The organism is Sphingobacterium sp. UBA7249, assembly GCF_002472835.1.
Taxonomy (GTDB): Bacteria; Bacteroidota; Bacteroidia; order Sphingobacteriales; family Sphingobacteriaceae; genus Sphingobacterium; species Sphingobacterium prati.
Window position 1 is genome coordinate 1 of the sequence record NZ_DKST01000030.1, and the last position, 24,632, is coordinate 24,632.

Annotated in this window: 19 protein-coding genes and 1 tRNA gene; 13 read left to right on the forward strand and 7 right to left on the reverse strand. The window is 41.6% G+C overall.

The features are described from left to right. Nucleotides 1-41: 41 nt before the first annotated feature. Nucleotides 42-1,052 (reverse strand): GntR family transcriptional regulator, encoded by a 1,011-nt coding sequence (locus tag B4A24_RS21510; protein WP_293947026.1) that lies wholly within the window; start codon nt 1,050-1,052, stop codon nt 42-44. A 246-nt stretch (nt 1,053-1,298) separates the two neighbouring features. Between B4A24_RS21510 and B4A24_RS21515 the strand changes: the two genes are divergently transcribed. From B4A24_RS21515 to B4A24_RS21560, 10 genes are all read left to right on the forward strand, one after another. Next, complete coding sequence (locus B4A24_RS21515; protein WP_293947027.1) at nt 1,299-4,433, forward strand: SusC/RagA family TonB-linked outer membrane protein; 3,135 nt, start codon at nt 1,299-1,301, stop codon at nt 4,431-4,433. Nucleotides 4,434-4,450: 17 nt separating this feature from the next. Next, nucleotides 4,451-6,016 carry a RagB/SusD family nutrient uptake outer membrane protein gene (locus tag B4A24_RS21520; protein WP_293947028.1) on the forward strand — a complete coding sequence of 522 codons (1,566 nt, stop codon included), beginning with the start codon at nt 4,451-4,453 and terminating at the stop codon, nt 6,014-6,016. Between the two features lie 31 nt (nt 6,017-6,047). Next, on the forward strand, nt 6,048-6,932 hold the full coding sequence (locus B4A24_RS21525; protein WP_293947029.1) for a DUF5017 domain-containing protein: 885 nt from the start codon (nt 6,048-6,050) through the stop codon (nt 6,930-6,932). Continuing rightward, a complete protein-coding gene (locus B4A24_RS21530) occupies nt 6,929-9,577 on the forward strand; it encodes a glycerophosphoryl diester phosphodiesterase (RefSeq protein ID WP_293947030.1) in 2,649 nt (882 codons plus the stop codon). The genes B4A24_RS21525 and B4A24_RS21530 overlap by 4 nt, the downstream gene beginning before the upstream one ends. Nucleotides 9,578-9,599: 22 nt before the next feature. Next, on the forward strand, nt 9,600-11,033 hold the full coding sequence (locus tag B4A24_RS21535) for a hypothetical protein (protein ID WP_293947031.1): 1,434 nt from the start codon (nt 9,600-9,602) through the stop codon (nt 11,031-11,033). A gap of 35 nt (nt 11,034-11,068) precedes the next feature. Continuing rightward, on the forward strand, nt 11,069-12,505 hold the full coding sequence (locus tag B4A24_RS21540; protein WP_172396586.1) for an SGNH/GDSL hydrolase family protein: 1,437 nt from the start codon (nt 11,069-11,071) through the stop codon (nt 12,503-12,505). A 166-nt stretch (nt 12,506-12,671) separates the two neighbouring features. Continuing rightward, complete coding sequence (locus B4A24_RS21545; protein WP_172396587.1) at nt 12,672-13,349, forward strand: GDSL-type esterase/lipase family protein; 678 nt, start codon at nt 12,672-12,674, stop codon at nt 13,347-13,349. Nucleotides 13,350-13,415: 66 nt separating this feature from the next. Then, entirely contained in the window at nt 13,416-15,698 is a 2,283-nt protein-coding gene (locus B4A24_RS21550; RefSeq protein ID WP_293947033.1) for an FAD-dependent oxidoreductase, read from the forward strand. Between the two features lie 43 nt (nt 15,699-15,741). Continuing rightward, nucleotides 15,742-17,424: a sodium:solute symporter family protein gene (locus B4A24_RS21555; RefSeq protein WP_293947035.1), complete on the forward strand. Its 1,683-nt coding sequence runs from the start codon at nt 15,742-15,744 to the stop codon at nt 17,422-17,424. A gap of 172 nt (nt 17,425-17,596) precedes the next feature. Continuing rightward, nucleotides 17,597-18,577, forward strand: coding sequence for a 3-keto-disaccharide hydrolase (locus B4A24_RS21560; protein ID WP_293947036.1), 981 nt, complete (start codon nt 17,597-17,599; stop codon nt 18,575-18,577). A 50-nt stretch (nt 18,578-18,627) separates the two neighbouring features. On the opposite strand, the gene B4A24_RS21565 is transcribed toward B4A24_RS21560, so the two are convergent. Both B4A24_RS21565 and B4A24_RS21570 read right to left on the reverse strand, forming a co-directional pair. Continuing rightward, a complete protein-coding gene (locus B4A24_RS21565) occupies nt 18,628-18,921 on the reverse strand; it encodes a Smr/MutS family protein (RefSeq protein WP_172396591.1) in 294 nt (97 codons plus the stop codon). A gap of 45 nt (nt 18,922-18,966) precedes the next feature. Continuing rightward, on the reverse strand, nt 18,967-19,386 hold the full coding sequence (locus B4A24_RS21570; protein ID WP_172396592.1) for a hypothetical protein: 420 nt from the start codon (nt 19,384-19,386) through the stop codon (nt 18,967-18,969). Between the two features lie 284 nt (nt 19,387-19,670). Here B4A24_RS21570 and B4A24_RS21575 point away from each other — a divergent pair, with 284 nt between their 5' ends. Next, entirely contained in the window at nt 19,671-20,417 is a 747-nt protein-coding gene (locus tag B4A24_RS21575; RefSeq protein WP_172396593.1) for a copper homeostasis protein CutC, read from the forward strand. A 34-nt stretch (nt 20,418-20,451) separates the two neighbouring features. Here the strand turns inward: B4A24_RS21575 and B4A24_RS21580 are convergent, their stop codons facing one another. Both B4A24_RS21580 and B4A24_RS21585 read right to left on the reverse strand, forming a co-directional pair. Beyond that, on the reverse strand, nt 20,452-20,631 hold the full coding sequence (locus B4A24_RS21580) for a spore protein (RefSeq protein ID WP_104385646.1): 180 nt from the start codon (nt 20,629-20,631) through the stop codon (nt 20,452-20,454). 33 nt (nt 20,632-20,664) lie between these two features. Further along, nucleotides 20,665-20,735 (reverse strand) — tRNA-Cys (locus B4A24_RS21585). A 379-nt stretch (nt 20,736-21,114) separates the two neighbouring features. On the opposite strand from B4A24_RS21585, the gene B4A24_RS21590 reads away from it, so the two are divergent. Beyond that, nucleotides 21,115-21,723 (forward strand): porin family protein, encoded by a 609-nt coding sequence (locus tag B4A24_RS21590; RefSeq protein WP_293947037.1) that lies wholly within the window; start codon nt 21,115-21,117, stop codon nt 21,721-21,723. 116 nt (nt 21,724-21,839) lie between these two features. Continuing rightward, nucleotides 21,840-22,973 carry an AI-2E family transporter gene (locus tag B4A24_RS21595; RefSeq protein ID WP_172396594.1) on the forward strand — a complete coding sequence of 378 codons (1,134 nt, stop codon included), beginning with the start codon at nt 21,840-21,842 and terminating at the stop codon, nt 22,971-22,973. Nucleotides 22,974-23,354: 381 nt separating this feature from the next. Here B4A24_RS21595 and B4A24_RS21600 read toward each other — a convergent pair whose 3' ends face one another. Both B4A24_RS21600 and B4A24_RS21605 read right to left on the reverse strand, forming a co-directional pair. Further along, nucleotides 23,355-24,257 (reverse strand): hypothetical protein, encoded by a 903-nt coding sequence (locus B4A24_RS21600; RefSeq protein WP_293947038.1) that lies wholly within the window; start codon nt 24,255-24,257, stop codon nt 23,355-23,357. A gap of 138 nt (nt 24,258-24,395) precedes the next feature. Next, nucleotides 24,396-24,611, reverse strand: a complete 216-nt coding sequence (locus tag B4A24_RS21605; RefSeq protein ID WP_293947039.1) for a hypothetical protein — start codon at nt 24,609-24,611, stop codon at nt 24,396-24,398. Nucleotides 24,612-24,632: the final 21 nt, after the last annotated feature.

Genomic DNA, 24,632 nt, shown 5'->3' on the forward strand with positions numbered 1-24,632 from the left:
TCCTGCCACCCCGACTAAAAAAGCGCTAACGAAAGTTAGGGCTAAAGAGATTTCCGAATAATAACTTGGGTGGGATTGCGCTCGTTTAATATTTTCTTCTGAAGGATAGCCCCAGCTGCCGTCTTTCCCATCGCCCAAAAATCAGTAGATATGACCGTAATACCCCCTTCAAGGATCTCTTTGACATCAGTGTCATTGTAGGAAATAAGACCTATATCCTCCCCTAATGTAAACCCATGTTTCTTTGCCAATTTAATTAAGGATACATCATCGGAATCATAGCGGCTAAAGGTGATAAAGGCGCAGTACTGCTCAAATTTTGTCTCATCTACTTCTGGTAGAATATCATAATCGATTCCCGATTCCTTACAGTAACAGATGAATCCATTGATAACATGTTTGGCATGTAAGGCTTCCGGATGTGCTATAAGTATGATTCTTTGATATTTTTTGATATTGTGCTGCAGTAGCGTAAGACTATTATAAATATCGTATTCATAATCCTGATAAATAGCCGTATAATCTCCTGAGAGCCCAAGTTGATTATAGTCGATGATAATCCGCTTGTTTGGTGGTATGAGGTTGATGATAGGGGCGGGATCATCTTTCAAAAATGTAACAATGACAAAATGAGTATAGTTGTTGATGTTTTCGGTAATAATATTACGGAATACATTAAAGTTGTGATGGTGAAAGTAGACATCGATCGCTGCTGCACCTTTGGTTTCGGCTAATAACGATTGATAGATCTGTTCACGCATGGTATTCATTTTGTCGAGGAGAAGCAGGATACGGTAAGAATGGTGTACCTGTTTTTTCTTGACATAATATCCTTTACGATAGACAGACTCAATTACCCCCTTTTCGAGTAGATAGTTAAGACCTTTCAAAACCGTTTCTTTGCTCATGCCGAGCTGATCCTGCAATTGATTTAATGAGGGGATGCGGTCTCCGATATGTAAATCATCCTTTTCGATCAATGTATGGATGTGATCGACCAATTGAAGATACTTCATTCGAGAGCCGTTGCCTGTTTCGCTTGTAGTGGACATGTGATGAATAATGATTTACGATAATAGAGTCAAACTTAGATAAACTTGCTTTTATATGCAAGTGTTGATATATCCTAATCTAGCGGTAGGTTTAACTATTTTCTCTCCCTTTAAGACGATCTTTGAAAAAAATAACATCTTTTTTCACTTATTTTTTGCAAGTGCAAAGATAATTTATACTTTTATAAAAGCAAACCAGTCTAGACCAGACTAGATTGCAAAAAATAACTAATTATAAAGACGACTATGATGCTATTTAATTTAAGGGTTGCTCTGCTCTTGGGCACTCTTTTTCTCTCCTACTTCGCTTTTGGTCAACAGTCCTCGACTGTGAAGGGTGGGGTATTCGATACTGAAGGAAACCCTTTAGTTGGAGTTACGGTTTCAAATCAAAATAAATCTAAGACAACGACCACAGATTCGCTCGGGAACTTTTCAATAGCTGTAATTTCACCTAATGAACCACTGCTATTTTCAATGGTGGGTTATGTTGCTGTAAAGAAAACAGCAGTATTCGGCCAGTATATGCAGGTCAAATTACTGCAAGATACGCGCATGCTGGATGATGTTGTCGTTATCGGTTATGGTACAACCACTAAACGTGATCTGACCGGAGCGGTAGGTCAGGCTAATCTAACAGATATGCGCAAAGCCCCCGTTGCCAACTTTGAGGAGGCCTTAGCTGGTCGGGTAGCTGGCGTTAAGGTGAGTTCAAATGATGGACAGCCAGGTGCGGAACTTAGTATTGTTATTCGGGGTAATAATTCCGTCACCCAAGATAATTCTCCGCTATATGTGGTTGATGGCTTTCCCGTCGAAACATCTGTTGGCAATACCATTAATCCCGAAGAGATTGAATCTCTGGAAGTATTAAAGGATGCTTCTGCGACAGCGATTTACGGAGCCAGGGGAGCTAACGGCGTTGTCCTCATAACAACCAAGAAAGGTAAGGTTGGAACTCCGGTTATTAACTACAACGGCTGGGTAGGACTCAATCAGATCATCAAAACGCAGGAGCTGCTAAATCCTTATGAATTTGTGAAATATCAATTGGAACAGAATCCCACCCTCTATACAACTATATACCTAAAGGATGGAAAGACGCTGGACGATTACCGCAGCATGGAGGGTATCAATTGGCAGGACAAAGTTTTTAGAAATGCGGTTACCCATAATCATTCTATTGCTATACGTGGTGGTACCGATCGTACACGATATGCCGTTTCCGGATCATTATTAAATCAGGATGGGATCATACTAAACAGTGGATTTAATAAATATCAAGGAAGAATAGTGCTAGATCAGACCATCAATAAAAAATTAAAAGTGGGGTTGAATTTAAACTATACAGCCTATAAGCGATATGGTACCGTAGTGTCAGAGTCTCAGGCTAGTCCAACAGCAAGTCTGATGTATGGAATATGGGGATTTAGGCCAATCACCGGAAATCCACTTACAGATGCCTCGCTGATAGACGATCTTTTTGATCCGGATATGGATCCTAGCTTAGGTACTGATTTGCGCATCAATCCCTATCTAGCCGTGCAGAATGAGTATAATCCACTGTTCAGTGCAAATCTCGTGGCCAATGGTTATTTCGAATATAAATTGGCGGCGGAGTTAACATTTAGGGCAACTGGTGGTTATACGCGTATAAACCAGCGACGGGAAGTGTTCTTTAATTCAAAATCCAGAGCAGGACATCCATTTTCAAACAATAAAGTCAATGGTTCTATTTGGAACAATGAGATCACAAATCTATTGAATGAGAATACATTGTCTTACGACAAGAAATTTAAAGGTGGGCATAGGCTAAAGGCAGTCGTGGGGTTTACAGTACAAGATATACGAAACTATACCAACGGCTTTACATCCATTTTGATACCTAATGAAACATTGGGCATCAAAGGGCTGGACGAAGGGCAGATTACGATGGCGCCAGTTACGGACGCTTCCAGCGGGCTGATTTCTTATCTAGGGCGGCTTGATTATAATTACCGTTCAAAGTATTTGCTGACATTGTCTTTCAGAAGTGACGGCTCATCCAAATTTCCAAAATCAAACAGATGGGCTTATTTCCCTTCGGGATCTTTTGCATGGCGATTGAAAGAAGAAAATTTCATGAAACCGATAAATATCATCAGTGATGCAAAGTTGCGGGTTGGAATAGGTTCAACCGGAAATAATCGCGTATCAGAATATGCTTCATTGACTGCCTTGCAGATGAATCCAGCCTCAGGTTACAGTGTAGGCAACAGTGCTGGTCAGGGAATGGTACCGACAAATCTTGGAAATCCAACTTTAAAATGGGAAACTACTGTTCAAACCAATATTGGGCTTGACCTTTCAATACTCAAGAATAGAGTCTCACTTACTACAGACTATTATCACAAAGAGACGCGTGACCTATTATTGAATGCGACATTGGCTCCCAGTATGGGATTCCTTACCGGATTCAAAAATATCGGCCGTGTATCCAACAGTGGTATCGAATTTACATTGGAGACCAAAAACGTACAAACGCCCAATTTCTCTTGGAATTCGAGCTTTAATATCGCATTTAACAAAAACAAGGTTCTTGAACTCAACGAAGGGGAACCGAGTTTGGCTACACGCGTTACCTGGGGCAATTTCAATAATGCCTATCCTTATATAGCAATACCTGGACAGCCGATAGCTTTATTTTATGGTTATCTTTTCGATGGTGTATATCAATACGCAGATTTTGATCTCGTCAACGGGAATTATCTACTTAAAGCAGGTCAGCCCAATAATGGTACCCCTAGAACAAATATTAAACCCGGCGATATCCGTTTCAAGGATATCAATGGCGATGGACAAGTAGACAATTATGACCTCACAATAATAGGTAATCCAAATCCAAAACATATTGGCGGATTCAACAACAACTTTAATTATAAAAACTTCGATCTGAATGTCTTTTTACAATGGAGTTATGGAGGAGACATCTTAAACGCCAATCGCATTGAGTTTGAAGGTGGGGATCCTGTTGCGCGTGGTTTTTTGAATATGTTCGCATCTTTTGCCGACCGCTGGACGCCAGAAAACCAGACCGATGCACTTTATCGTGTTGGAGGCCAGGGCCCCGCAGTTTATTCTTCCAGAACGATCGAGGATGGATCCTATCTACGACTCAAGACCGTGTCTTTGGGTTATACGTTCAATGCCGATCAGCTCCGAAGATTACGGATGAAGTCCATACGATTATATCTGGCCGCGCAAAATTTGGTTACATGGACACCGTATTCCGGGCTCGATCCCGAAGTGAGCACCCGCCCAGGAGCACTGACCCCTTCCTTCGATTGGTCCGCTTATCCACGTCCTCGTACGATAACTGTCGGACTTGACCTTAATTTTTAAACTAACCTTTGATCGAGATGAAACGCATTTTTATTTTTTCCATCTGTATTGTTTGTCTAATCAGCTCATGTTCCAAATTGCTGGATAAAGAACCTGATTTTGTGACCACTGAAAACTATTTTCGAAATGAAAGCGAATTGATGAACAGCCTCAATGGCGTTTACAACAGACTCATCGATACCTATGGGCGCATGTATAGTCGAGGGCTTTTCAGTTATTTTGTTGTGAGTGACGAAGCCTATTTCAAGAATATATCAATAAACAATATTCGGGTAATGGTCATGGACGCTGCTGATTTGGACATTACTAGATTGTGGGAGACCTTATACGAAGGGATAAATCGGACAAATTTATTATTGGAAAATGTCGATCGCGTAGAGATGGATGTCACCAAGAGAAACGCTATCAAGGGCGAGGCGCTCTTCATGCGCGGATATTACTACTATATCTTGACCGATTTCTTTGGAAAAGTACCTTTAAAACTGTCCTCTACACAATCTCCCAACGACCCTTATCCCGCTCAGGCTACATTGCCCACTTTGTATGCGCAAATTGTAAAAGATATGCAAGAAGCAGAAAATTTGGTCCACGAGAGTGGTGTCGTTGCCAACGAACGAGTGTCCAAAACAGCCGTTCAGGCCGTACTGGCCCGTGTATTTTTAAAAATGGCCGGACAGCCTCTTAATGACAATTCCCGTTATCAAGATGTTATCGAATATGCAGATAAAGTGATTGCTTCAGGAAAGCATCAGCTCAATCCCAATTACAAGCAAATATTTATCAATCATTCACAAGATATCAACGAACCGAAGGAATGTCTTTGGGAAGTTGGCATGTTTGGAAATAAGATTGGTAACATCGATCAGGCTGGTATGGTTGGGATCGAAAATGGTATAGAATGTCCTGATGAGCGTATTGGATATTCAGGCGGAGCCATGCGGGTTACGGCCAAATTATACGATCTGTTTGGTCAGAAAGATACGATGCGACGCGATTGGAGTATCAGTCCCTACCGATTTGTGGTTAGCGCAGGCGCAACTCAGAAGCAATACTATAGCGCCACCCAGCTTTATGATCGAAATCCGGGTAAATGGAGAAGGGAATACGAGACAGGTACCAGGGCAAGGAGTGCCAATTCGACCAACTTTCCAATTATAAGATATAGTGATGTGTTATTAATGAAAGCTGAGGCAGAAAATGAAGTCAACGAGTCTCCGACTACAGCCGCATATGAAGCGCTCAATCAAGTCCGTAGGAGAGCTTTCGGTCATCCAGTAAATGTGGTCAATGCAGATAGCGATGCACCTGTAGGATTGGATAAAATGGCGTTTCTCGATTATATACGGGATGAGCGCCTGCGCGAATTCTGTTTCGAGGGAATCCGAAAGCATGATCTGATTCGTTGGGGGATTTACGTGCCCATTATGAATGCTTTAGGACGGGAAATTTCGGTCAATGCACCCGCCGCACATCGATATGGCAGTAATGCCGGCCTGAATACGACTGAAAGAAACGTGTTGTTTCCCATTCCTAACACAGAGTTAACCATTAATAAACAGATTATTCAAAATCCGGGTTGGTAAATCTGGTGGATCACACAATAAATTAACAGAAATGAAAATATCGATGATGTATCTCATGCTGGCCATATTGTTTGCCAGTTGCATGAAAGAAGATATCGCCAGCGCCGATATGCAAGTCAGGACGGACGCCACAAGTTACAGGATTGGCGACACCGTTGTCTTCCGATTTGAGGGTGCTCCAGACAATATTGTATTCTATTCTGGAGAGAACGGACACAACTACGCCTTGAAGGACCGCCTGTATGCGGATAACGATTTACAGGTGGATTTTAAAACACTTGTACAATGGGGTGTTATTTATGACAATCTAAAACTATTGGTTTCCAGTAATTTTAGTGGAATATACACAAAAGAAGAGGTTGACAAAGCCACGTGGACCGATATTTCAGACAAAGCTGTTTTCTCCATCGGGCAAGACAATACACCTTCTGGAATAGTGAGCCTGAAATCATATCTCAGCCCAGTTGATACAGGGTCAATATATCTGGCGTTCCGATATACCGACTTTCAAAAGCCGCAACAGAACAGATGGGTCATTCGCAGTTTTAATGCGGTCAAAGTATCTCCAGAGGGCGTACAGACCAATGTCGCCACGATATCTAATGCGGGCTGGAATGCAGTAAGTTTTCTAAACGACAGTAAGGTATGGACAATCTCCGCAACACAGCTATTGATGTATGGCGGTGTTGCAGCCGATACCGACAATGATGATTGGGTAATTACAAAGGGTTTTAAAGTAAAAGAGTCTATTGCCGACAAAGGAATAGCACTTAAAAATATTAGTTCACACCTGCGGGAATACAAATACGTATACAAGACCCCGGGCGTCTATAAAGCTGTATTTGAAACTTCCTCCAACTGGTACAGCGGTAGCAAGGAAGGGTATGCCGAAGTAACAATAAATATCCAGCCATGATAATTACGCAGCTATTAAATAGAAAATATGGTCATTGTGGTATGGTTTGGAGTATGATGATGCTACTGCCATTCGTATGGTTGGAAAGTGCTTTCGGCCAAAGCAGGTCTGAGTTGCGTTTGGAAAATAGTACGCTACAACTGATCTGGAGTCGCGACAAAAATGGTTATTATCTTCAATCCCTTACCCTAAAGGATGATGCGGGGCAAAAGGAGCATTTAACAATGGCTGCACAGCAGCGAACGATCCTTTACGCTAAAAATAAGCCGCTGGATAAATTGGCAACTGTTTATGATAATGATGGGAAGCTTATTCATTTCCCCGACTCCCAATATCGCTATGTGATTCCAGTGTGGTCACAGAGTTTGTCACCTGTGAGCTTGAACACAGCCGGTGAAGTATTGCATTATCAGCCGACTGCGGTGGCTTCAACTTTGCGCTCCGGACTGAGATTCCGATATGAAAATGAAAAAATTGCTTTGTCCGAAGAATGGAATCTTGATCCAGATCATAGGTATGACATCTGTGTACGAATGACTTTAAAAGCTAAGGAAAGTGGTTATTATTCATTGTCATCCCCTTCATTAGCGATTGGTGACCGGAAGCAGTTTCAGTGGGCGGTTATTCCCGGATTATTTCAAGGAGGAGCACTCAATCCCGACTTTGTGCGTGCCTACGCTTACGGACATGGTATCCCAGACCGTCCGGTCATTGTTCGGGAGCGTACAGCATCTACATTAGCATCGCTATTGACCACGCAATCTGGAGTTACCTTAGCTGCCGTTGCCGAACCCGGTACAGGAAGGGACCCCTGGTTAAAAGGTGTAAAAACTCATTCGGACTGGAAGCTTGGACTGTCATTGATGAACCGAAATAATGAGCTCACACCCACGCTTTATCATCCGGTACTGGGGGAGGAGGGGTCTTACCTGAGAGCGGGACAAGAAATAACATTTTCTTTTCGATATACAATTCAGAAAACTTCTTGGTATAACGTTTTGGGGCATATAATAAAAGATATATACCAATTTAGTGATTTTTTAAAATTGAAACAGACTAATCGTTCCTTTACGGATCGTCTCTATGCGATGTATGATTATGTCATCAGCGATAGCACCTCCAGGTGGCGGACAGCACATTATAAAAATACCGAGATCGGTGCGCAGGATTATCTTGGAGGAGTGTATGGGTCTGAAAAAGACGCCATGAAAAATTCTGATTATGGTGCCATGTGGATGCTGGCTAAACTGACCGAAGATATCAAACTGCAGGAACAACGGCTACCTGAAGCCTTAAACTTCAAGTTGCAACAACAACAGCGCGACCCAGGGTTCTTTTATGGATCAGCTGCGGGACAGTATTACCTATACCGCAGTCATCGGTTTACCGAAGAATGGGGGCCCTATAGTGAACCCATCGGCACCACCTATTATATGTTGATGGACATCGGTAATATTTTACTTTTTGAACCAGATCGGTCTGATATTAAGCTAGCGTTGCGCACAGCAGCAGATTGGCTGCTGTCAAAAATGCATCCCGATGGACACTGGGAGGTTGCTTATGATAACAAGTCAGGCAGTCCCATGTTTGAGGATGTGTCCGATCTGCGTCCAACATTTTATGGACTATTGGTGGCTCATCAGTTACTAAAAGATGAAAAATATAGAGAAGGGGCAATCAAAGGTGCGAACTGGTTTGTCAGACACGCGGCCAAAAAAGGCTGGTTCTTGGGTGTTTGTGGTGATACGCGATTTGCACCCGATTTTGCAACAGCACAGTCTATTCAGGCTCTTCTGGACATGTATACATTGACCAAGGATCAGCAATATCAAACAGCCGCCTACCAAGTCGCGCGATACTATACGACATCGGTCTATACACATCCCATACCCTCTCGTGAAGTCAAGCACGTGAACGGTATAAATCGTCAGGATTGGGAAATCAGTCAAGTGGGGCTGGGATTTGAACATGGTAGTATTATGGGCTCTGCAAATCATCATGGTCCTATTTTGCTGTCGAGTCATGCGGGGCTGTTTGTAAGACTTTATGCACAGACGAAAGACAGCTTATTGCTGAATATGGCAAGAGCTGCGGTATGGGGACGGGACGCATTTGTGGACGCAAGTACAGGGGTCGCTTCTTACTACTGGGATGCCATGAATAAAGGAGCAGGACCTTTTCCGCATCATGCCTGGTGGCAGCTGGGATGGATTACCGATTATCTGCTCTCCGAGGCAGCTCTTCGCTCCAATGGTAACATCACCTTTCCAGGCGGGTTTATAACACCTAAAGTAGGGCCACATCGCAGCTATGGTTTTGAAAAAGGGAGCATATTTGGCAAGCCTGTCGATCTGAAAATGAAAAAAGGGCTTATCAGTCTTGATAATGCACATATAGATTACATTCTTGCTACCAATAGCGACAATAAAGAGCTCTATGTTGTTTTACTGAACAATAGCGTGGATCAACAACAGGCTAGGCTGACACTAGATGCAGACCATTCTCGGGATCTATTTGGGCTAGCTCAGAAGGAGGCCTATCTTCTCAATTCCGATGGGACGGATGCGATACGGATGGCGACATCCTCAGACTGGAAAATTTCCCTGCCGGCAACAGGACTAAAAATAATGAAAATCAGTTATTAATAACATTTAAACTACCAATAGCATGAATAGCAACATGAAACAGTTAAAAAAATGCTGGATTATATCCGTATTCTTTGGAATGATGTTTACGGTTTTAAGTTGTACTGGAGTCGAAAAAAGTCTACAGGCAAATGAAACCCAAGTAGAAAATAAACTTGCAAGAATGGCATCTACAGCCGGACAGTTAGATTCACCCATGGTGAAAAGTCTGGCTTATCAGGTGATCGTCAACAACGATACGCTGGACGTATGGCAAGAAACCTGTTATGATCTGGTGGAGAATGGGGGGCAGACAGATGTACATACCGCTTTATTTACGTATGCGCCAGGTACTCAGGTCAAGATTATTTGCAGCAGTTCTTTCTCAAATTTTACGCTGTCGCCTAAAAGGTTGAATATACCGGTTACCAAGAACGGAAATGAATTGACGTTTACCATCCCAGAGTACTACAATTATGCATTGGCTATCCCTGGTCGTGCGCCCTTACTTTTGTTTGGATCTCCGGATTACAGCGCCTATAAACAGGGGGCAGTTGTTTTTGCCAAAGGAATCCATCATGGTGTAAATGGAGTTTTTAAACTTGAATCCAATAAAACCTATTATTTACAAGAAGGGGCGATTCTCAGGGGAAAGGTATTGATAGAAAACGTATCTAATGTCAAATTGATCGGTCGGGGCTATATTGATGATCGCACCGCCCCTGTGGCGGGAAATTTTGTTAAGGTCTACCGGAGCCAAAATGTGGAACTTCGCGGATTTGGCGTTCGGCATGCGGCCTTAGGCTGGCAGGTGGATATGGTCAATTCGTCGAACGTCGATGTGTCCCATCTCAACTTGTTGAGCTTTGGGCAGAACAATGATGGTTTGGATTTGGGTTCAGGATGCCAAGATGTGCATTTCTCCCACTGTTTTATCGGATCGGGAGATGATGGTTTTGGTTGGCATGCAACAAATGCGGCTGCAGATGGTGAAACACCGCTTTTAAATTGTAGCGCCCACGACTGCATGATCTGGAAAAACCAGGTAGGCGTGGGTATCCGTATAGGATCTTCCTTAGAGACCAGTAGTGTCGAACAGCTCACCTTCAAAGATATTGATATCGCCAAAATGACTTGGGGTGGTCATTCGGTAGCGATTCCACATTCCGACTGGGCTGATGTTAAGAATATCACGTTTGAGGGCATCCGCGATGAGACAACGGGAAATACGCGATTTGTGCTGATGTATATCAAGCAAAATGCAAACTCAAATCCGGTGTATAGGCCCGGGACTATTTCTGATATTCGATTTATTGATTGCGTCAGCAGTGCGACGGCGGCAATTTTCGAGGGCTACGATGCCGATCACATGATTAAGGATGTGACTTTCAAAAACGTAAAAGTCGGGGGTAGGAATATGTTGCAGTCTGATATCGTAGCGAATTCCTTTACCTCGAATATCACCGTTGTGAATTGATGTTCAACTGGTTTCTGATCACTTAAATCAACGAGATGCGTACATATCAATCAGTTATAACGATCCTATTGCTTTTTTTAATAATGACCGATCTGGGCGCGCAGAATAGTGGGGAGCTCAACAAGATTGCAGCCTCACAAGGTGCAGCTTCGCAACTGTTATTTTCTGTGGATCTGGCGAAAGAAGAACTTATTGCGCCTGGTGATTTTAAGCGTGACGATGAGTGTGTAGTGCGTGGTGGTATGCCCAATTTTTTTGCCAAGGTCAGCAAAGGTCAGGATGTAACTGTAGCATTCATTGGTGGAAGCCTGACACAAGCCAATTATTGTTACCGAATGCAGATTTCAGCTTACTTGCAGGCACGCTACCCATCCACTAGATTCAAGTGGGTCAATGCCGGAGTCTCCGGGACAGGTACGGATTTGGGATCCTTCAGAATCAGGGAGCAGGTATTATCGCAGAATCCCGATCTGGTCATCATCGATTTTGCAGTCAATGGCGCCTATGCTGGAGGCATGGAAGGTATGGTCAGGCAGATTATCCTACATGGTCAGCATACCGATATCTGTTTAGTTTATGCCATCTTGGCTGCACAAACCAAGGTATATAATTATGGAAAGATACCGCCACATATTGAAGCTTTGGAAGCATTGGCCGATCATTACAGTATTCCTACAATACATTTGGGAATGGAGATAGCACGCTTGGAATGTCAGGACAAGTTGTTGTGGAAGGGAGATGCAGGCTCTGCAGGAGAACGTATTTTATTTTCTACGGACGGAATCCACCCACTGAAAGCCGGTGGGGACCTTTACGCTGCAGCCATTGCCCGTGGGATTGAGAAGATGAAAGGACATTACCAAATGGAGAAACATCCATTGCCTCAGCCGCTGATATCTGATGAGTGGGATATCGCGGGGATGTACAGACCTAGTGATATTGCTGATTTTGATGTTAAATGGGCCGCGTTTCCTACAGGAGGATCTAAATTAAGGGCGTTCAATGGATGGTTTGACAGCTTGATGGTCGCTGATGAAAAAGGCGCGCGCTTTTCATTCACTTTTGAAGGTGATCTATTTGGGCTGTTTGACATAGGTGGGCCGGAGGTAGGGCAGCTTGAAGTATGGGTAGATGGTCATCAGATAGGGCTCCATAAATCGCAGTCAGGGGGATTTCAACCTTATCAAATGGTGGCAGAGAATCACGACAATATCCTGTTGAATCGGTTTAATAGCTACTGTAATAACCGATATCGAGGTCAATATGATGTGATCAAGGTGCCCAAAGGAAAGCATGAAGTCAGTTTTCGTATATCGCCATTGAGAGCAGATAAAAAGATGATATTAGGCCCGTCCCAACAAGAGGATATTGACCGGCATCCTGAGAAATACGATTCATCCAAGATTTATTTAGGGCGGATACTATTACGTGGCACACCAATTTTAAAGATTGCCGGAAAAGAAAAAGGATGAAACCGCCGAAAGCAACGTGAAACGAGTGTACTGAACGATTGAGCTTACGAACACGTTAAAAATACCGATTTAATGAATAAACGAGCTCATGAATACCATTGAAAATAAATACTTATGACATAATACCTTGGTTAAAGAATAATTGATGAACAAATAATTTATAAGGATGAAAATAACTCAGCTATTAAAGCGACTGAACTGCCTGTTACTCTGTTTGGGTATGTCATATACCTATGCCCAATCTGTATTGACGCAACAGCAGAAATGGGAGCAAAAGATACAACGTTACGAACGCCTGGATGCGCAAAATCCACCGCCCAAGAAGGTCATTCTTTTTGTCGGTAGTTCGACCATCGAAAATTGGAAGACGCTAAAAGAAGATTTTGTAGGGCAGGCTGTACTAAATAGAGGAGTATCCGGCACAAAGACAGTGGATCTTCATACCTATCGAGAACGGCTGATTTTGCCATACGATGCAAAGCAGATTTTTATTTATGAAGGCGACAATGATATTGGACTCCGTTGGTCGACAGACCGTATTGTTGAACAGTTCGCTGCCTTATTCCGCGAGATAAGAAAGATGAAACCACATGCCGAGATAATTTATATTTCCATTAAGCCCTCACCGCGGCGATTGAAAGACAAAATGCAAATAGAAGAGGTCAATGCCAAGATTAAACAGTTTATGGAACAGCAGTCCCATACCGGATATGCAGATGTTTATACCCGGATGCTGGATGCCAATGGTGATTTAATACCAGCATATTATCGCGAGGACGGACTGCACCTTACTACCGAAGGATACCACATCTGGAAAGATGTAATTTCCAAATTTATAAAATAGGTGAATTTACCCAAGAATAATTAGGTGTTAAATTGAATTACAAATAAGATAAAAAAGAAAGCATATATGATTTATAGTAAGGGAGGAGCCTCCAGGACATTGAAGAAAGAAGTTATTGCCGCAGATCTCGTAGTTGTTGGCGGAGGGATGTCTGGCGTGTGTGCTGCGATTACGGCAGCTAGGCAAGGTTTGCGCGTCGTCTTGGTACAGGATCGCTCTGTACTTGGGGGAAATGCCTCCAGTGAGGTGAGGTTGTGGATATTGGGCGCTACTTCCCATATGGGTAACAACAATCGTTGGAGTCGAGAAGGTGGTGTTATTGACGAGATATTGGTTGAAAATGTGTATCGCAATCCGGAGGGCAATGCTGTTATATTGGATATGATTCTACTCGACAAGGTAAAGCAAGAGGCCAACATTCGGTTGTTGCTCAATACCAGTGTCTACGAAGTCCATAAGGAAGCTGGTGATCGTATAAAATCTTTGAGCGCTTTTTGCAGCCAGAATTCAACACAATATGAGCTATTGTCATCCTTATTTTGTGATGCATCCGGAGACGGGATAGTCGGCTTTTTATCTGGAGCAGCTTTCCGTATGGGCGCTGAAACCCGTGAAGAGTTCGATGAGGCCATGGCGCCAGATACTTCGTATGGTGAACTATTGGGGCACACGCTCTATTTCTATACCAAAGATGTCGGAAAATCGGTGTCTTATACTGCCCCGGCTTTTGCGATGGATGTCACCAAAGAAATACCGAGATTCAAAAACTTCAATGCCAAAGAACATGGATGCAAGCTGTGGTGGGTGGAATACGGCGGGCGTTTAGATACCGTACACGATACCGAAGAGATCAAGTGGGAACTTTGGAAAGTCATCTATGGCGTATGGGATTATATCAAAAATTCCGGACAATTTCCCGAAGCCGATACCTTGACATTGGAATGGGTTGGAATGGTTCCCGGAAAACGAGAAAGCCGTCGGTTTGAAGGTGATTATATCTTGACACAGAAGGATGTGATCGAGCAGCGTCAACATCCGGATGCTGTTGCCTACGGCGGATGGTCCATTGATCTGCACCCTGCAGACGGAGTGTTTAGCGAGCGTCAGCCGTGCAATCAATGGCATAGTAAAGGAGTATTTCAAATACCTTATCGTTGTTTATATAGTCATAACATCGAAAATCTCTTTTTAGCAGGTCGTTTGATCAGTGTATCCCATGTCGCATTTGGAGCTACTCGGGTAATGGCGACATGTGCTTACGTAGCACAAGCTGTGGCGATGGCAGCAAAACTATGTATTCAGCAGCAGCTTTTACCAAGAGAGATTGGTCAGCCAGGTTACATGAAGGAATTACAAAAAGAACTGCAACGGTCCGGTCAATATATTCCTGGTTTTCATCTATCTGATAGCAGCGATCTTGTACAGCAGGCCGAACTAACCTCTTCGAGCAACCTGGACTTTAAGGGATTCTCCAAAGAGAATATGCTGTGGAAAACCCTGAATATAGCTGCGGCACAACTTATTCCTGTCACTGCGGGTACCTTGCCCATCTTTTTTTTGGATATTGAAGCTACACAGACAACAGTATTGGACGTGGAGCTGAGGGGTAGCGATCGGAAAGGTGGTTTCACGCCAGACCGGGAGCTGGCGAAAATGCAAATTCGTGTAAAACCGGGCTTTCAGACATTAACACTGGATTTTGGATTGGAGATAAGTGAGGATCAGTATATCTTCCTCACATTTCTCCAAAACGAGCATATTCGCTTGGCCTATACCCGCCAACGGATATCGGGATTACTATCCGTTTTTAACGGCGTGAACAAAGCGGTTTCAAACAACGGGAAACAGGCAGCACTGCCGGGATCTGGAGTAGATTCATTTGAATTTTGGACGCCACAACGTCGCCCCGAAGGACATAATCTCGCCATTCAGCTAACAGCGGGCCTATCGGTCTTTGGAGTCGAAAATGTGCGTAATGGTATAGACCGACCAACAATTCGTCCGAATATCTGGGTCGCCACTACTGACGATAAGCAGCCGATGATTTCAGTTAAATGGAAGCAGAAACAGCGCATTAGAAGGATCGAAATTAATTTTGATACCGACTGGGATCATGCAATGGAGTCTGTATTAATGACCCACCCTGAGACCGTTATGCCATTCTGTGTGCGGAATTATAGCATTGAAGATGGAAATGGAAAGACTATATATACGCACCGGGGAAATTTTCAGACTAGAAATGTGATAGAACTTCCGGAATCCTGTGTTACCGACCAGCTGATTGTATCTCTTGAGCACCCTTCTGCGGAAGTGCCAGCAGCCGTCTTTGCTATTAGGTGTTATGCATAGTCTATAAAATGATAATATTCAGTAATTTAATGTTTGATACAAGATGATAGATACAATAGTCATAATCGTTTTTTCGGTATTTATAATGCTGGTCGGGATAAGCTTCTCACGAACCGGAAGAAACCTAAAGTCCTTTTTTGCTGGCGGTGAATCCGTGCCCTGGTTTATAGGAGGGATGTCCCTGTTCATGAGTTTTTTTTCAGCCGGAACTTTTGTTGCATGGGGCTCCATAGCCTATAGCCATGGCTGGGTCGCGATTACCATTCAGTGGACCATGTGTATAGGCGGGCTGATAACAGGGCTTTACCTAGCTCCTAAATGGAAGGCAACAGGAAATCTTACTGCTGCTGAGTTTATTAAGGAGCGTCTGGGGAGTGCTGTGCAGAAGTGTTACATCTACGTCTTTATGATCGTGTCGGTATTTCTGAAAGGGTCGGTTTTGTATTCGGTAGCCAAACTGGTTTCCGAATCGTTGGACTATCCTTTAATACCAGTTACCATCGTTTTGGGGATCTTAATGATTGCTTATACGGCCATCGGAGGGTTGTGGGCGGTAATGGTGACAGATATTCTACAATTTGTTGTCCTGACAGCAGCGATCGTGATCGTCATTCCGTTGGTTTTTGAGGAAGTTGGCGGTGTGCAGTCCTTCTTGGATAAAGTACCGGATGATTTTTTCAATGTTGTCAACGGTGAGTATACCTGGGGTTTTATTGTAGCTTTTGCATTATACCATATTTTTTATATTGGAGGTAATTGGACATTTGTACAGCGCTATACAAGTGTTGATACACCACGGTCGGCATCCAAAGTTGCTTATTTATTTGCAGCCTTATATATCGCTAGCCCGATTTTGTGGATGATTCCGCCCATGGTTTACAAGGCGATCAATCCGGGTTTGACCGGATTGGCTACAGAGACGGCCTACATTATGGTTTGTAAGCAAGTGCTCCCTGCGGGATTACTTGGATTGATGCTTACGGGGATGTACTTCTCTACATCGGCATCCGCAAATACAGCCTTGAATGTTGTATCAGCTGTTTTTACGAACGATATTTATAAGGGAACGTTAAACCCGCAAGCATCGGAAAAAAAACTGATGTTTATCGCTCGTGCATCATCTTGGTTTTTTGGATTTTTTATGATTATTGTTGCACTGATCGTACCACTGATTGGGGGAATCGTAGAGTTTACTTTGAGTATAGGCGCCATTACAGGAGGACCGTTATTGGCACCGCCGATATGGGCCTTGTTCTCAAAGCGGTTGACAGGTAAGGCCACAGTATATATAACAGCCGTCAGTTTAAGCGTAAATCTTCTGTTTAAAATTGTTTTTCCTTTATTGATAGACTATAAACTTAGCAGAGCCAATGAGATGCTGCTTGGTGTTATGCTACCCTTTGTTTTGTTGGCTTGTGTTGAATTGTATGCAAAGGCACGTGGACAGGTAAGTTCAGAATACCTTTCGCTCAAGCTAACTAAAGCCGCGCGCAAGGAAGCTATACAGCAAATAGATAAAGAAGAGGAGATCGCATTAAAAAGCCAGAATAAATTTGGATTGAAAATGATTGCATTTTCGCTCACCTTTATTGCGTTGTTACTGTACGTATTGTGCTTTTTCTTTGCAGGCGGTTCTCCATTGGTTGGCGGAATTGCTACAGTAATACTTATCAGTGCGTTGATTCCATGGCGCGCAGCCAATAAAGTTTTTATAAATCGGGCTTAAATTGATGTTAATGTAGCAAGTTTTTTATAAGATCAATACTGAAAAATCAGAACATATTACTTGCAAGGCTTTGTTTTCTTAGTGTTTTTTAACTTTATATGCTTGTAAACCCGCTATTAAACAGTTAAATTGCTTAAAATTTATTGTCAATTAGAATATAAACATAAATAAGATGAAAAGAAATACTGCTTTTCTTTTAGGGATTTTAGCTTCTTGTGCGTTGCCACAAGTGATTTCTGCTAAGCCACTCGCAAAAGAATATGTACATTACGGGCAAGAAGTTGAAGGAAAAGAGTTGATCGGGCGTTGGGATATTGAAGTCGACGTCAATGGTACGCCGGCACCTTCCTGGCTTGAAGTGAAATTGTCAGGCCACAAGACTTTGGTAGGCCACTATGTAAGTACTTCAGGAAGTGCACGGCCTGTTTCACAGGTCTTTTATGAAAATGGGAAGTTCAAATTTGCGATACCACCACAATGGGAAGGCGGAAAGATGAATCTCAGTGTAGAAGGCGAGATTTTAAACGGGGCTTTGCAGGGAACCATAACAGAACCAGATGGGAAAACACATCGCTTTAAAGGAGTACGTGCGCCGGAATTAAAACGGACAGCCGCCGTAAAATGGGGGAAACCAATCCAACTTTTTAATGGAAAAGACCTCTCCGGATGGAAGGCTACCGGAAAAACCAATCAATGGATTGTGAAAAATGGCATATTAACCAGCCCTCAATCCGGTTCTAACCTTGTATCGGAGCAAAAATTCGAAGATTTTAAACTACATGTAGAGTTTAAAATCCCTGCAGGAAGTAATAGTGGAGTTTATCTCAGAGGGCGTTATGAGGTGCAGATTGAAGACAGTCCAAAAGATGCACATCCTAATGCGGTACTTTTTGCAGGAGTCTATGGCTTCTTGGCTGCAAATGAAATGGTGAATAAAGGAGCCGGTGAATGGCAGACTTATGATATTACATTGGTAGGGCGTCTGGTGACTGTGGTAGCTAATGGTAAAACAGTAATTAGTAATCAGGAGATCCCAGGCATTACCGGAGGCGCGTTAGATAGTAGGGAAGCTGAACCGGGACCAATTTATTTCCAGGGTGATCACGGGCCAGTTGAATTCCGTAAAGTAATTATCACGCCAGCGATCAAATAATAGTGATATATATTTATTTTAGGAGAGACTATCTTTTTGGGTAGTCTCTTTTAGATTCCGATCACGACTACCACCACATCTTCGTTCTGGTAAGAGGTGTAATACCGATCTATTGAACCACTCTCTTTGTAATCTTGTAATTCCTTAAATATCATTTTTTTTAAAGTACCCTTTCCTTTGCCGTGAATAAATTTGATTTCGTTCATTTCCCAATAAATGGCAGCATCCAAGTTGGATCTGAGGAAATCAATGGATTCTAGCATAAGTTCGTCAGCGGAGTAGTCTTCCCAGTCTTCGAGGAAAGCATCTGCATGTAGATCAACTATAGCGGGTGGTTTGCGCATGCTTCAATATTTTACAATACCGCAAATGTAAAATAAAACAATGACTTAATAGGTGAGGTCTTTAGCGAAATCAACTGCTTGAGCAAATTTTTTATGCCATTTTTTGATGATGGCTGCGATTTCATATTCCTCTTTTTCTGCATGGCTTAGCATGAGCAGTTCGAGCGATTGTATCAACTGATGATGATCTAAAAAGAAACCATCGTAATCTCGGTAAGCTGAAACCGCTTCCTGAATAAGTTGCAGGCTGTCGTGCCTGGTCACAATTGTCGCATGGCGGGAAGAAATACGGTCCAGCAACCATTCTTTTTGAAAATCAGATTCGATATGCCGATCACATGCCTGATTAAATAAAATTTCAAATTCAGCAACCTGGTTTTTCAGGCCATGTAAAGTCGACTGGAGTTCCTCAAAAGTACTGATGATCTTTTCCTGTGTCTCCATATTTCTTGATATAATAGCCATGATATTTTACTTAAAGTTTATATAGTGTTGGTTATTAATATTTTAAATAAAAGCATGTAAGGTATATACAAATGGTTTGGAGAAATGTTTTCCTAACTTGAATAATAGACTAACAATAAGTATAAAATCAAGCATGGTCAACCACCGGGTAGCTATCTTTAAAAGATGGACAATTCTTGCGGAGCTTTAAAAAGGCGATATGTCTGCTGCCTATTAGAAAATAGGTAATTTGCTTTTTTTTTGCGTTATTCGCATTGCATAAAACAGGTTAAAAATAGAATTGAATGAAGGAAACAGCAATCGGAAATTATCAGTTAGAAATATGCTCCAATTCGGTGGCGTCAGCAATTGAAGCAGAGCAAGGAGGAGCAACGCGCATTGAGTTTTGTCAAAATCTGGAGAATGGTGGTACAACCCCGTCTTTTGGTCAATTGAAGTTGGTGCGCAAACTTGTTAAAATCGGGATTCACGTGCTGATCAGACCGCGTGGGGGTGACTTTCTGTATACGGAGGAAGAGATGCTAGAGATGATCGCCGATATCGAGCTCTGTAAGGAATTGGGGATGGATGGAGTCGTTATCGGTGTGTTAAATGCGGATGGGACCGTGGACAAGGCCAATACGAAGCGTTTGGTTGATGCTGCACGGCCTATGCATGTAACATTTCACCGCGCTTTTGATCGTGTTCAAGATCCCTTTGGCGCATTGGAAGATGTCATTGCTTTAGGTATTGACCGTATCTTGACTTCGGGTTTGAGAAATTCAGCTTTGTCAGGTGCACCGTTGCTGAAACAATTGATTGAACAGGCTGCCGGGCGTATTGTGATTATGCCAGGAGCCGGAGTGGATGCTTCCAATATTAAGACGATCTTGGCGGATACTGGCGCCATTGCGATCCATAGTTCAGCAAAAGAGAGCCAACCATCAAAGATGAAATTTTCGCAGGATCAGGTGAAGGGGATGGATGAGGCGCAGTGGATGAGCTCAAAAGAAAAAGTCCACCAAATGGTAGACTTATTAAAAAGCCTTTAAAGTGAAACTTTAAAGGCTGCTAATTTCTTTGTGCTTATTTAGCTTCTGCAGCTAATTGATTTAAGATAGCATCGTTTTTAACGATTTGGTTGTCAGCTTTCATTTTTGATCTTGAACCTAACTCAACGTTAGTTCCTAATTTCAAGAACTGAACTTCAACACGTGAAACAGTTTTATTTCTTCTATCTTTTCTTTTTAAACGTGTAACTCCCATTTTGATAATATTTTTATTGTTTAAAATAAAACGAGGTCGGAAGCGGATTCGAACCGCTGTAGGAGGTTTTGCAGACCTCAGCCTAGCCACTCGGCCATCCGACCCTATTTTTTTCCTTTTGAAGGTCTGCAAAAATAAAACTTATAATTGGAATTAAAAAATCTTTGTGATAAAACTTTTGCGTTTTCGAGCATTATTCTGAAAACCAAGGGGGTAGTTTTTGGTTATGGTACTTATCCAGACTTTAAGAGCACATGCTTTAATGAGTATCATGGTTGAATAAGGGCCAGCTTTAATAAGCTACTGTATCTTTTAGAGGACATTCAAAAAAAATAAGGCATAAGTTTTTTCTTTTGTTTTGAAGTGAATATGAATAGTTTATGCATTTTGGAATAGATATTGCAAATGTCACTGTAATAATTCTCGTACAAGAAATATATGAGAGTAAATGATAAAAGAACAAAGTAAATTAAATTAGGAAACATGAAAAAACTATTATTATCTGCAGCAATTTTATTTGGTTCATTAGGAGCTTTTGCACAAGGTGGATTGGGATATGGACTCCGTGCGGGTGTAAACATTCCTAAATACTCAACAAGCTTCGGCGATACCAAATCCAACACAGGTTTCTTTGTAACAGGTTATTTGGATGCGCCTGTATCACCCTATTTTTCGGTGCAGCCTGGTTTGTCTTTACAAAATAAAGGTGCTAAGTGGTTAGAGACTTCTAATGGAGAGGTTAAAGAAAGTGTAATGTCTTTGGATATTCCTGTAAACTTAGTGGCAAAGTTGCCTACAGGTGGATCAGGTAATTTCTTTATCGGGGCGGGACCATATGTAGGGTTCGGTTTAAGTGGTAAGCAAAAAGGAACCGCTGGTGATGTTAAGTATGAAGAAGATATTGAATTCGGTAGCGGCGAAGGTAAACACTTAAAACGTACTGACTTTGGTGTAAACTTCTTAGCGGGGTATCAATTAACCAATGGTTTCCAGATCAATGCTGGTTATGGTTTGGGTTTAACAAATTTAGCGCCTAATAGTGGCTCAATTAAAAACCGTGTTTGGTCTGTTGGTATCGGCTTTGGACTATAAGAAATATAAGTACTTAAACTTATTATGAGGAAAGAGTCCCTGCATGTGTAGGGACTTTTTTTATTTCCTAAAATTAAGTCAGCCTAAATTGTTATTTTTATTCAAAAGAATATTCAATGAAAAGATTCCTCACTTTACCCTTTTATGTGAAGTTAGCCTGCGTATTAATCAGTATCCTTCTTTTAGGTTATCTGGCCAAGATAGGTGATACAATACTGATCCCGATGATTTTGGGTTTGCTGTTCTCTCTGCTTTTGATTCCACTGAGCAATTTTATGGAGCGTAAGTTGCATTTTCCAAGAACATTGGCCGGAATACTCAGTGTGATTCTCTTTTTTGGCGCGTTAGGTTACGGCTTATTTCTTCTGGCGTCACAGCTTACACTGCTCAAAGAAGATTTTCCAGCATTTAAAGAGCAGATCATGGATGGCGCAGGTAAATTGCAAAGCTGGGTCAGTCAACAGTTTGGAATACAGCATAAAGAGCAGATGGAATTCATCAACAAAACAGCTTCAAAGTCGGTTGATTCAGGTACCCTGTTTTTAGGAACGGCGTTGGTTTCACTTTCCTCCCTGTTTATTTTATTTGTTTTCACATTTCTTTATACCTTCTTCCTACTGATTTACAGGGGGCATATTGTCAAGTTTCTTTTGTTTGTTAACCGTGTCGAAGATCGACCTATTGTTGTGGATGTTGTCAGGCAAATTCAATATGTAGTCAAAAAGTATCTGATTGGGCTACTGATCCAAATGAGTTTGGTTTCGCTTTTGGTTTTTATTTGCCTCTCCTTAATTGGTGTGAAGTACAGTCTACTCTTGGCTTTAATCACAGGCGTTTTCAATGTACTGCCATATGTGGGTATCTTCTCGTCCATGCTTATTATCTCCATTCTTACCTTTGCTACCTCGTCGTTGACCCATGTGGTGTTAGTAATCTTAGCATTGATTATTGTACATATGATTGACAGCAATTTTATCGTTCCCAAAATTGTAGGATCCAAAGTAAAGGTCAATTCCTTATTTGCCATGCTGTCCATTATTATCGGCGAGATGGTCTGGGGTATTTCGGGCATGTTCTTAGCCATTCCTATTTTGGCGATAGCCAAGATTGTGATGGACCGTATCAAAGAGCTTAAACCTTGGGGATTTCTGCTAGGGGAAGAGGATAGCAAAGATGAGGTATACAAAGATTTATTTGAGACTTTAAATCCCATTGAGAAGAAAATTATTGAAAATGAGGAGAAGGAATAGGTTTGCATTTGGCTTGAATTTGTGAGCAGTTTATTTTCCTGCATTGGCTACCGGTAACCAACTCGTCTATAGTAACTGATATGAGGTAAATAAACCGCGATCTTTTAATTGTTGAATTTAGTCATCTATCGTGAAAGCTTTAGAATGTGGCTTAAAAAAGGGCTATAAAACAAAAGACACGCCCTGGGACGCTGTTCTTACGGGTAGCGTGGCGTGTACTGTTACAACAAAGATATGCATCTGTTTACTTTTTTGCAAAAGAAGTTTAGCAACGCAAGTGAACTCCTTTTTGTGTAAGACCTTTGTCTTTTTTGTTAGCATATTGTAATGCGGATATTCATAGCATATCCAAATTTGGTTTCGATTGGTAAACTATTTACTTTACAGTCCTTCAGCCAGCATGACTTTCTCTTTTTTAATATTGTTCATGAAATCTGTGTATTTTATTGGTAATTTCTTTTTATTAAAGTAAAAATAGAAATCAAAGGAGCCGCCGACTATACCTCTGCCTGGTAGGTAGACAAAACGGTCAATGCCTCTGTCAATCTCATAGATATCATCATGTTCATGCCAATCCGTGTAAGTCCAAAATTGGTAAGCTATATCGTTATTTTTTAACTTTATCACTTTGGATAAATACTCCTTCCGATCCCTAAGAAAATCAAAAGAATTATAATCATATGGAGTATCTCCAATGGTATATACAGGGAATTTACTTTGGGGATATCTTTTCTTAAATATCTGTTCCATTTCGATAATCTTAATAGGTTCCTGTTCAATATTGATGGTTCCAAAGCTATTTTGAAAAACAGAAGGTCTATTGCGTACAGCAAAGAATTGGACCAAACAATGCCTAGATGCGAAATATTTATTCCCTCTTTTTTTGATAACCTGATATTCATCGAAGTATTTCGTCTTTGCACCATACTTCTGATCAAACTCCGAAAATGTATTCAAATTAAATAACCTTCTGAGATCTGAATCGGAGATGATATTGCCTTTCACACTATCCATATTAATCTCCGTCCAGTCACTATTAATTTCTAGATCAGGAAGAACCGAAAGCAATACTAAGTTACAATCCGCATGTGGGTTCTCTTCATCTTGCTTTTGTGACTTCTGCACCGGGAAAGTCAAACAGAAGAGTTCCACATGTTCTTTAACACTATATAACTCCGCTGTTGATAATTTGTATTCATTGATCAAATAGTCAACCGGTTTATCAGGTATAATAAAATACTTCACTTTTGCGGATAAACTTACCGTAACGAATAATAGTGGCAAAAAAAAACAAAATTTACTTTTATGATTTATAAATTGTCTCATTTCCTGCTGCGTTATGATTTTAATTTTTTTACTCAATTTATATCTAAGCCAATATAGTTCTGTTTAGCTTTTATGAATAATCATCCATTCATCAAGTTATTTGGTGGTACATCTAGTTCCAGCCTTACCTTCTCTATGATTATAGTTCGCACTTTTTACAACACTACTCATATCACTAACTACACCTCCTTTAGCTAAAGCCATTGCGTCATATTCACTTAGTGTGGGGGCAAAAGTTTCAATCTTTAAATTGTTGAATGATTTAGAAACAATTCCATTCTTGCCTGCAATTTCAAAATCAGGTACCTCCATTCTTTATTTCAATTTTAAGTG

What these genes read in the sequence shown, in the direction of transcription:
- B4A24_RS21510 (WP_293947026.1), bottom strand. Translation starts at nt 1,052, where the DNA reads ATGTCCACTACAAGCGAAACAGGCAACGGCTCTCGAATGAAGTATCTT.
- B4A24_RS21515 (WP_293947027.1), top strand. Translation starts at nt 1,299, where the DNA reads ATGATGCTATTTAATTTAAGGGTTGCTCTGCTCTTGGGCACTCTTTTT.
- B4A24_RS21520 (WP_293947028.1), top strand. Translation starts at nt 4,451, where the DNA reads ATGAAACGCATTTTTATTTTTTCCATCTGTATTGTTTGTCTAATCAGC.
- B4A24_RS21525 (WP_293947029.1), top strand. Translation starts at nt 6,048, where the DNA reads ATGAAAATATCGATGATGTATCTCATGCTGGCCATATTGTTTGCCAGT.
- B4A24_RS21530 (WP_293947030.1), top strand. Translation starts at nt 6,929, where the DNA reads ATGATAATTACGCAGCTATTAAATAGAAAATATGGTCATTGTGGTATG.
- B4A24_RS21535 (WP_293947031.1), top strand. Translation starts at nt 9,600, where the DNA reads ATGAATAGCAACATGAAACAGTTAAAAAAATGCTGGATTATATCCGTA.
- B4A24_RS21540 (WP_172396586.1), top strand. Translation starts at nt 11,069, where the DNA reads ATGCGTACATATCAATCAGTTATAACGATCCTATTGCTTTTTTTAATA.
- B4A24_RS21545 (WP_172396587.1), top strand. Translation starts at nt 12,672, where the DNA reads ATGAAAATAACTCAGCTATTAAAGCGACTGAACTGCCTGTTACTCTGT.
- B4A24_RS21550 (WP_293947033.1), top strand. Translation starts at nt 13,416, where the DNA reads ATGATTTATAGTAAGGGAGGAGCCTCCAGGACATTGAAGAAAGAAGTT.
- B4A24_RS21555 (WP_293947035.1), top strand. Translation starts at nt 15,742, where the DNA reads ATGATAGATACAATAGTCATAATCGTTTTTTCGGTATTTATAATGCTG.
- B4A24_RS21560 (WP_293947036.1), top strand. Translation starts at nt 17,597, where the DNA reads ATGAAAAGAAATACTGCTTTTCTTTTAGGGATTTTAGCTTCTTGTGCG.
- B4A24_RS21565 (WP_172396591.1), bottom strand. Translation starts at nt 18,921, where the DNA reads ATGCGCAAACCACCCGCTATAGTTGATCTACATGCAGATGCTTTCCTC.
- B4A24_RS21570 (WP_172396592.1), bottom strand. Translation starts at nt 19,386, where the DNA reads ATGGCTATTATATCAAGAAATATGGAGACACAGGAAAAGATCATCAGT.
- B4A24_RS21575 (WP_172396593.1), top strand. Translation starts at nt 19,671, where the DNA reads ATGAAGGAAACAGCAATCGGAAATTATCAGTTAGAAATATGCTCCAAT.
- B4A24_RS21580 (WP_104385646.1), bottom strand. Translation starts at nt 20,631, where the DNA reads ATGGGAGTTACACGTTTAAAAAGAAAAGATAGAAGAAATAAAACTGTT.
- B4A24_RS21590 (WP_293947037.1), top strand. Translation starts at nt 21,115, where the DNA reads ATGAAAAAACTATTATTATCTGCAGCAATTTTATTTGGTTCATTAGGA.
- B4A24_RS21595 (WP_172396594.1), top strand. Translation starts at nt 21,840, where the DNA reads ATGAAAAGATTCCTCACTTTACCCTTTTATGTGAAGTTAGCCTGCGTA.
- B4A24_RS21605 (WP_293947039.1), bottom strand. Translation starts at nt 24,611, where the DNA reads ATGGAGGTACCTGATTTTGAAATTGCAGGCAAGAATGGAATTGTTTCT.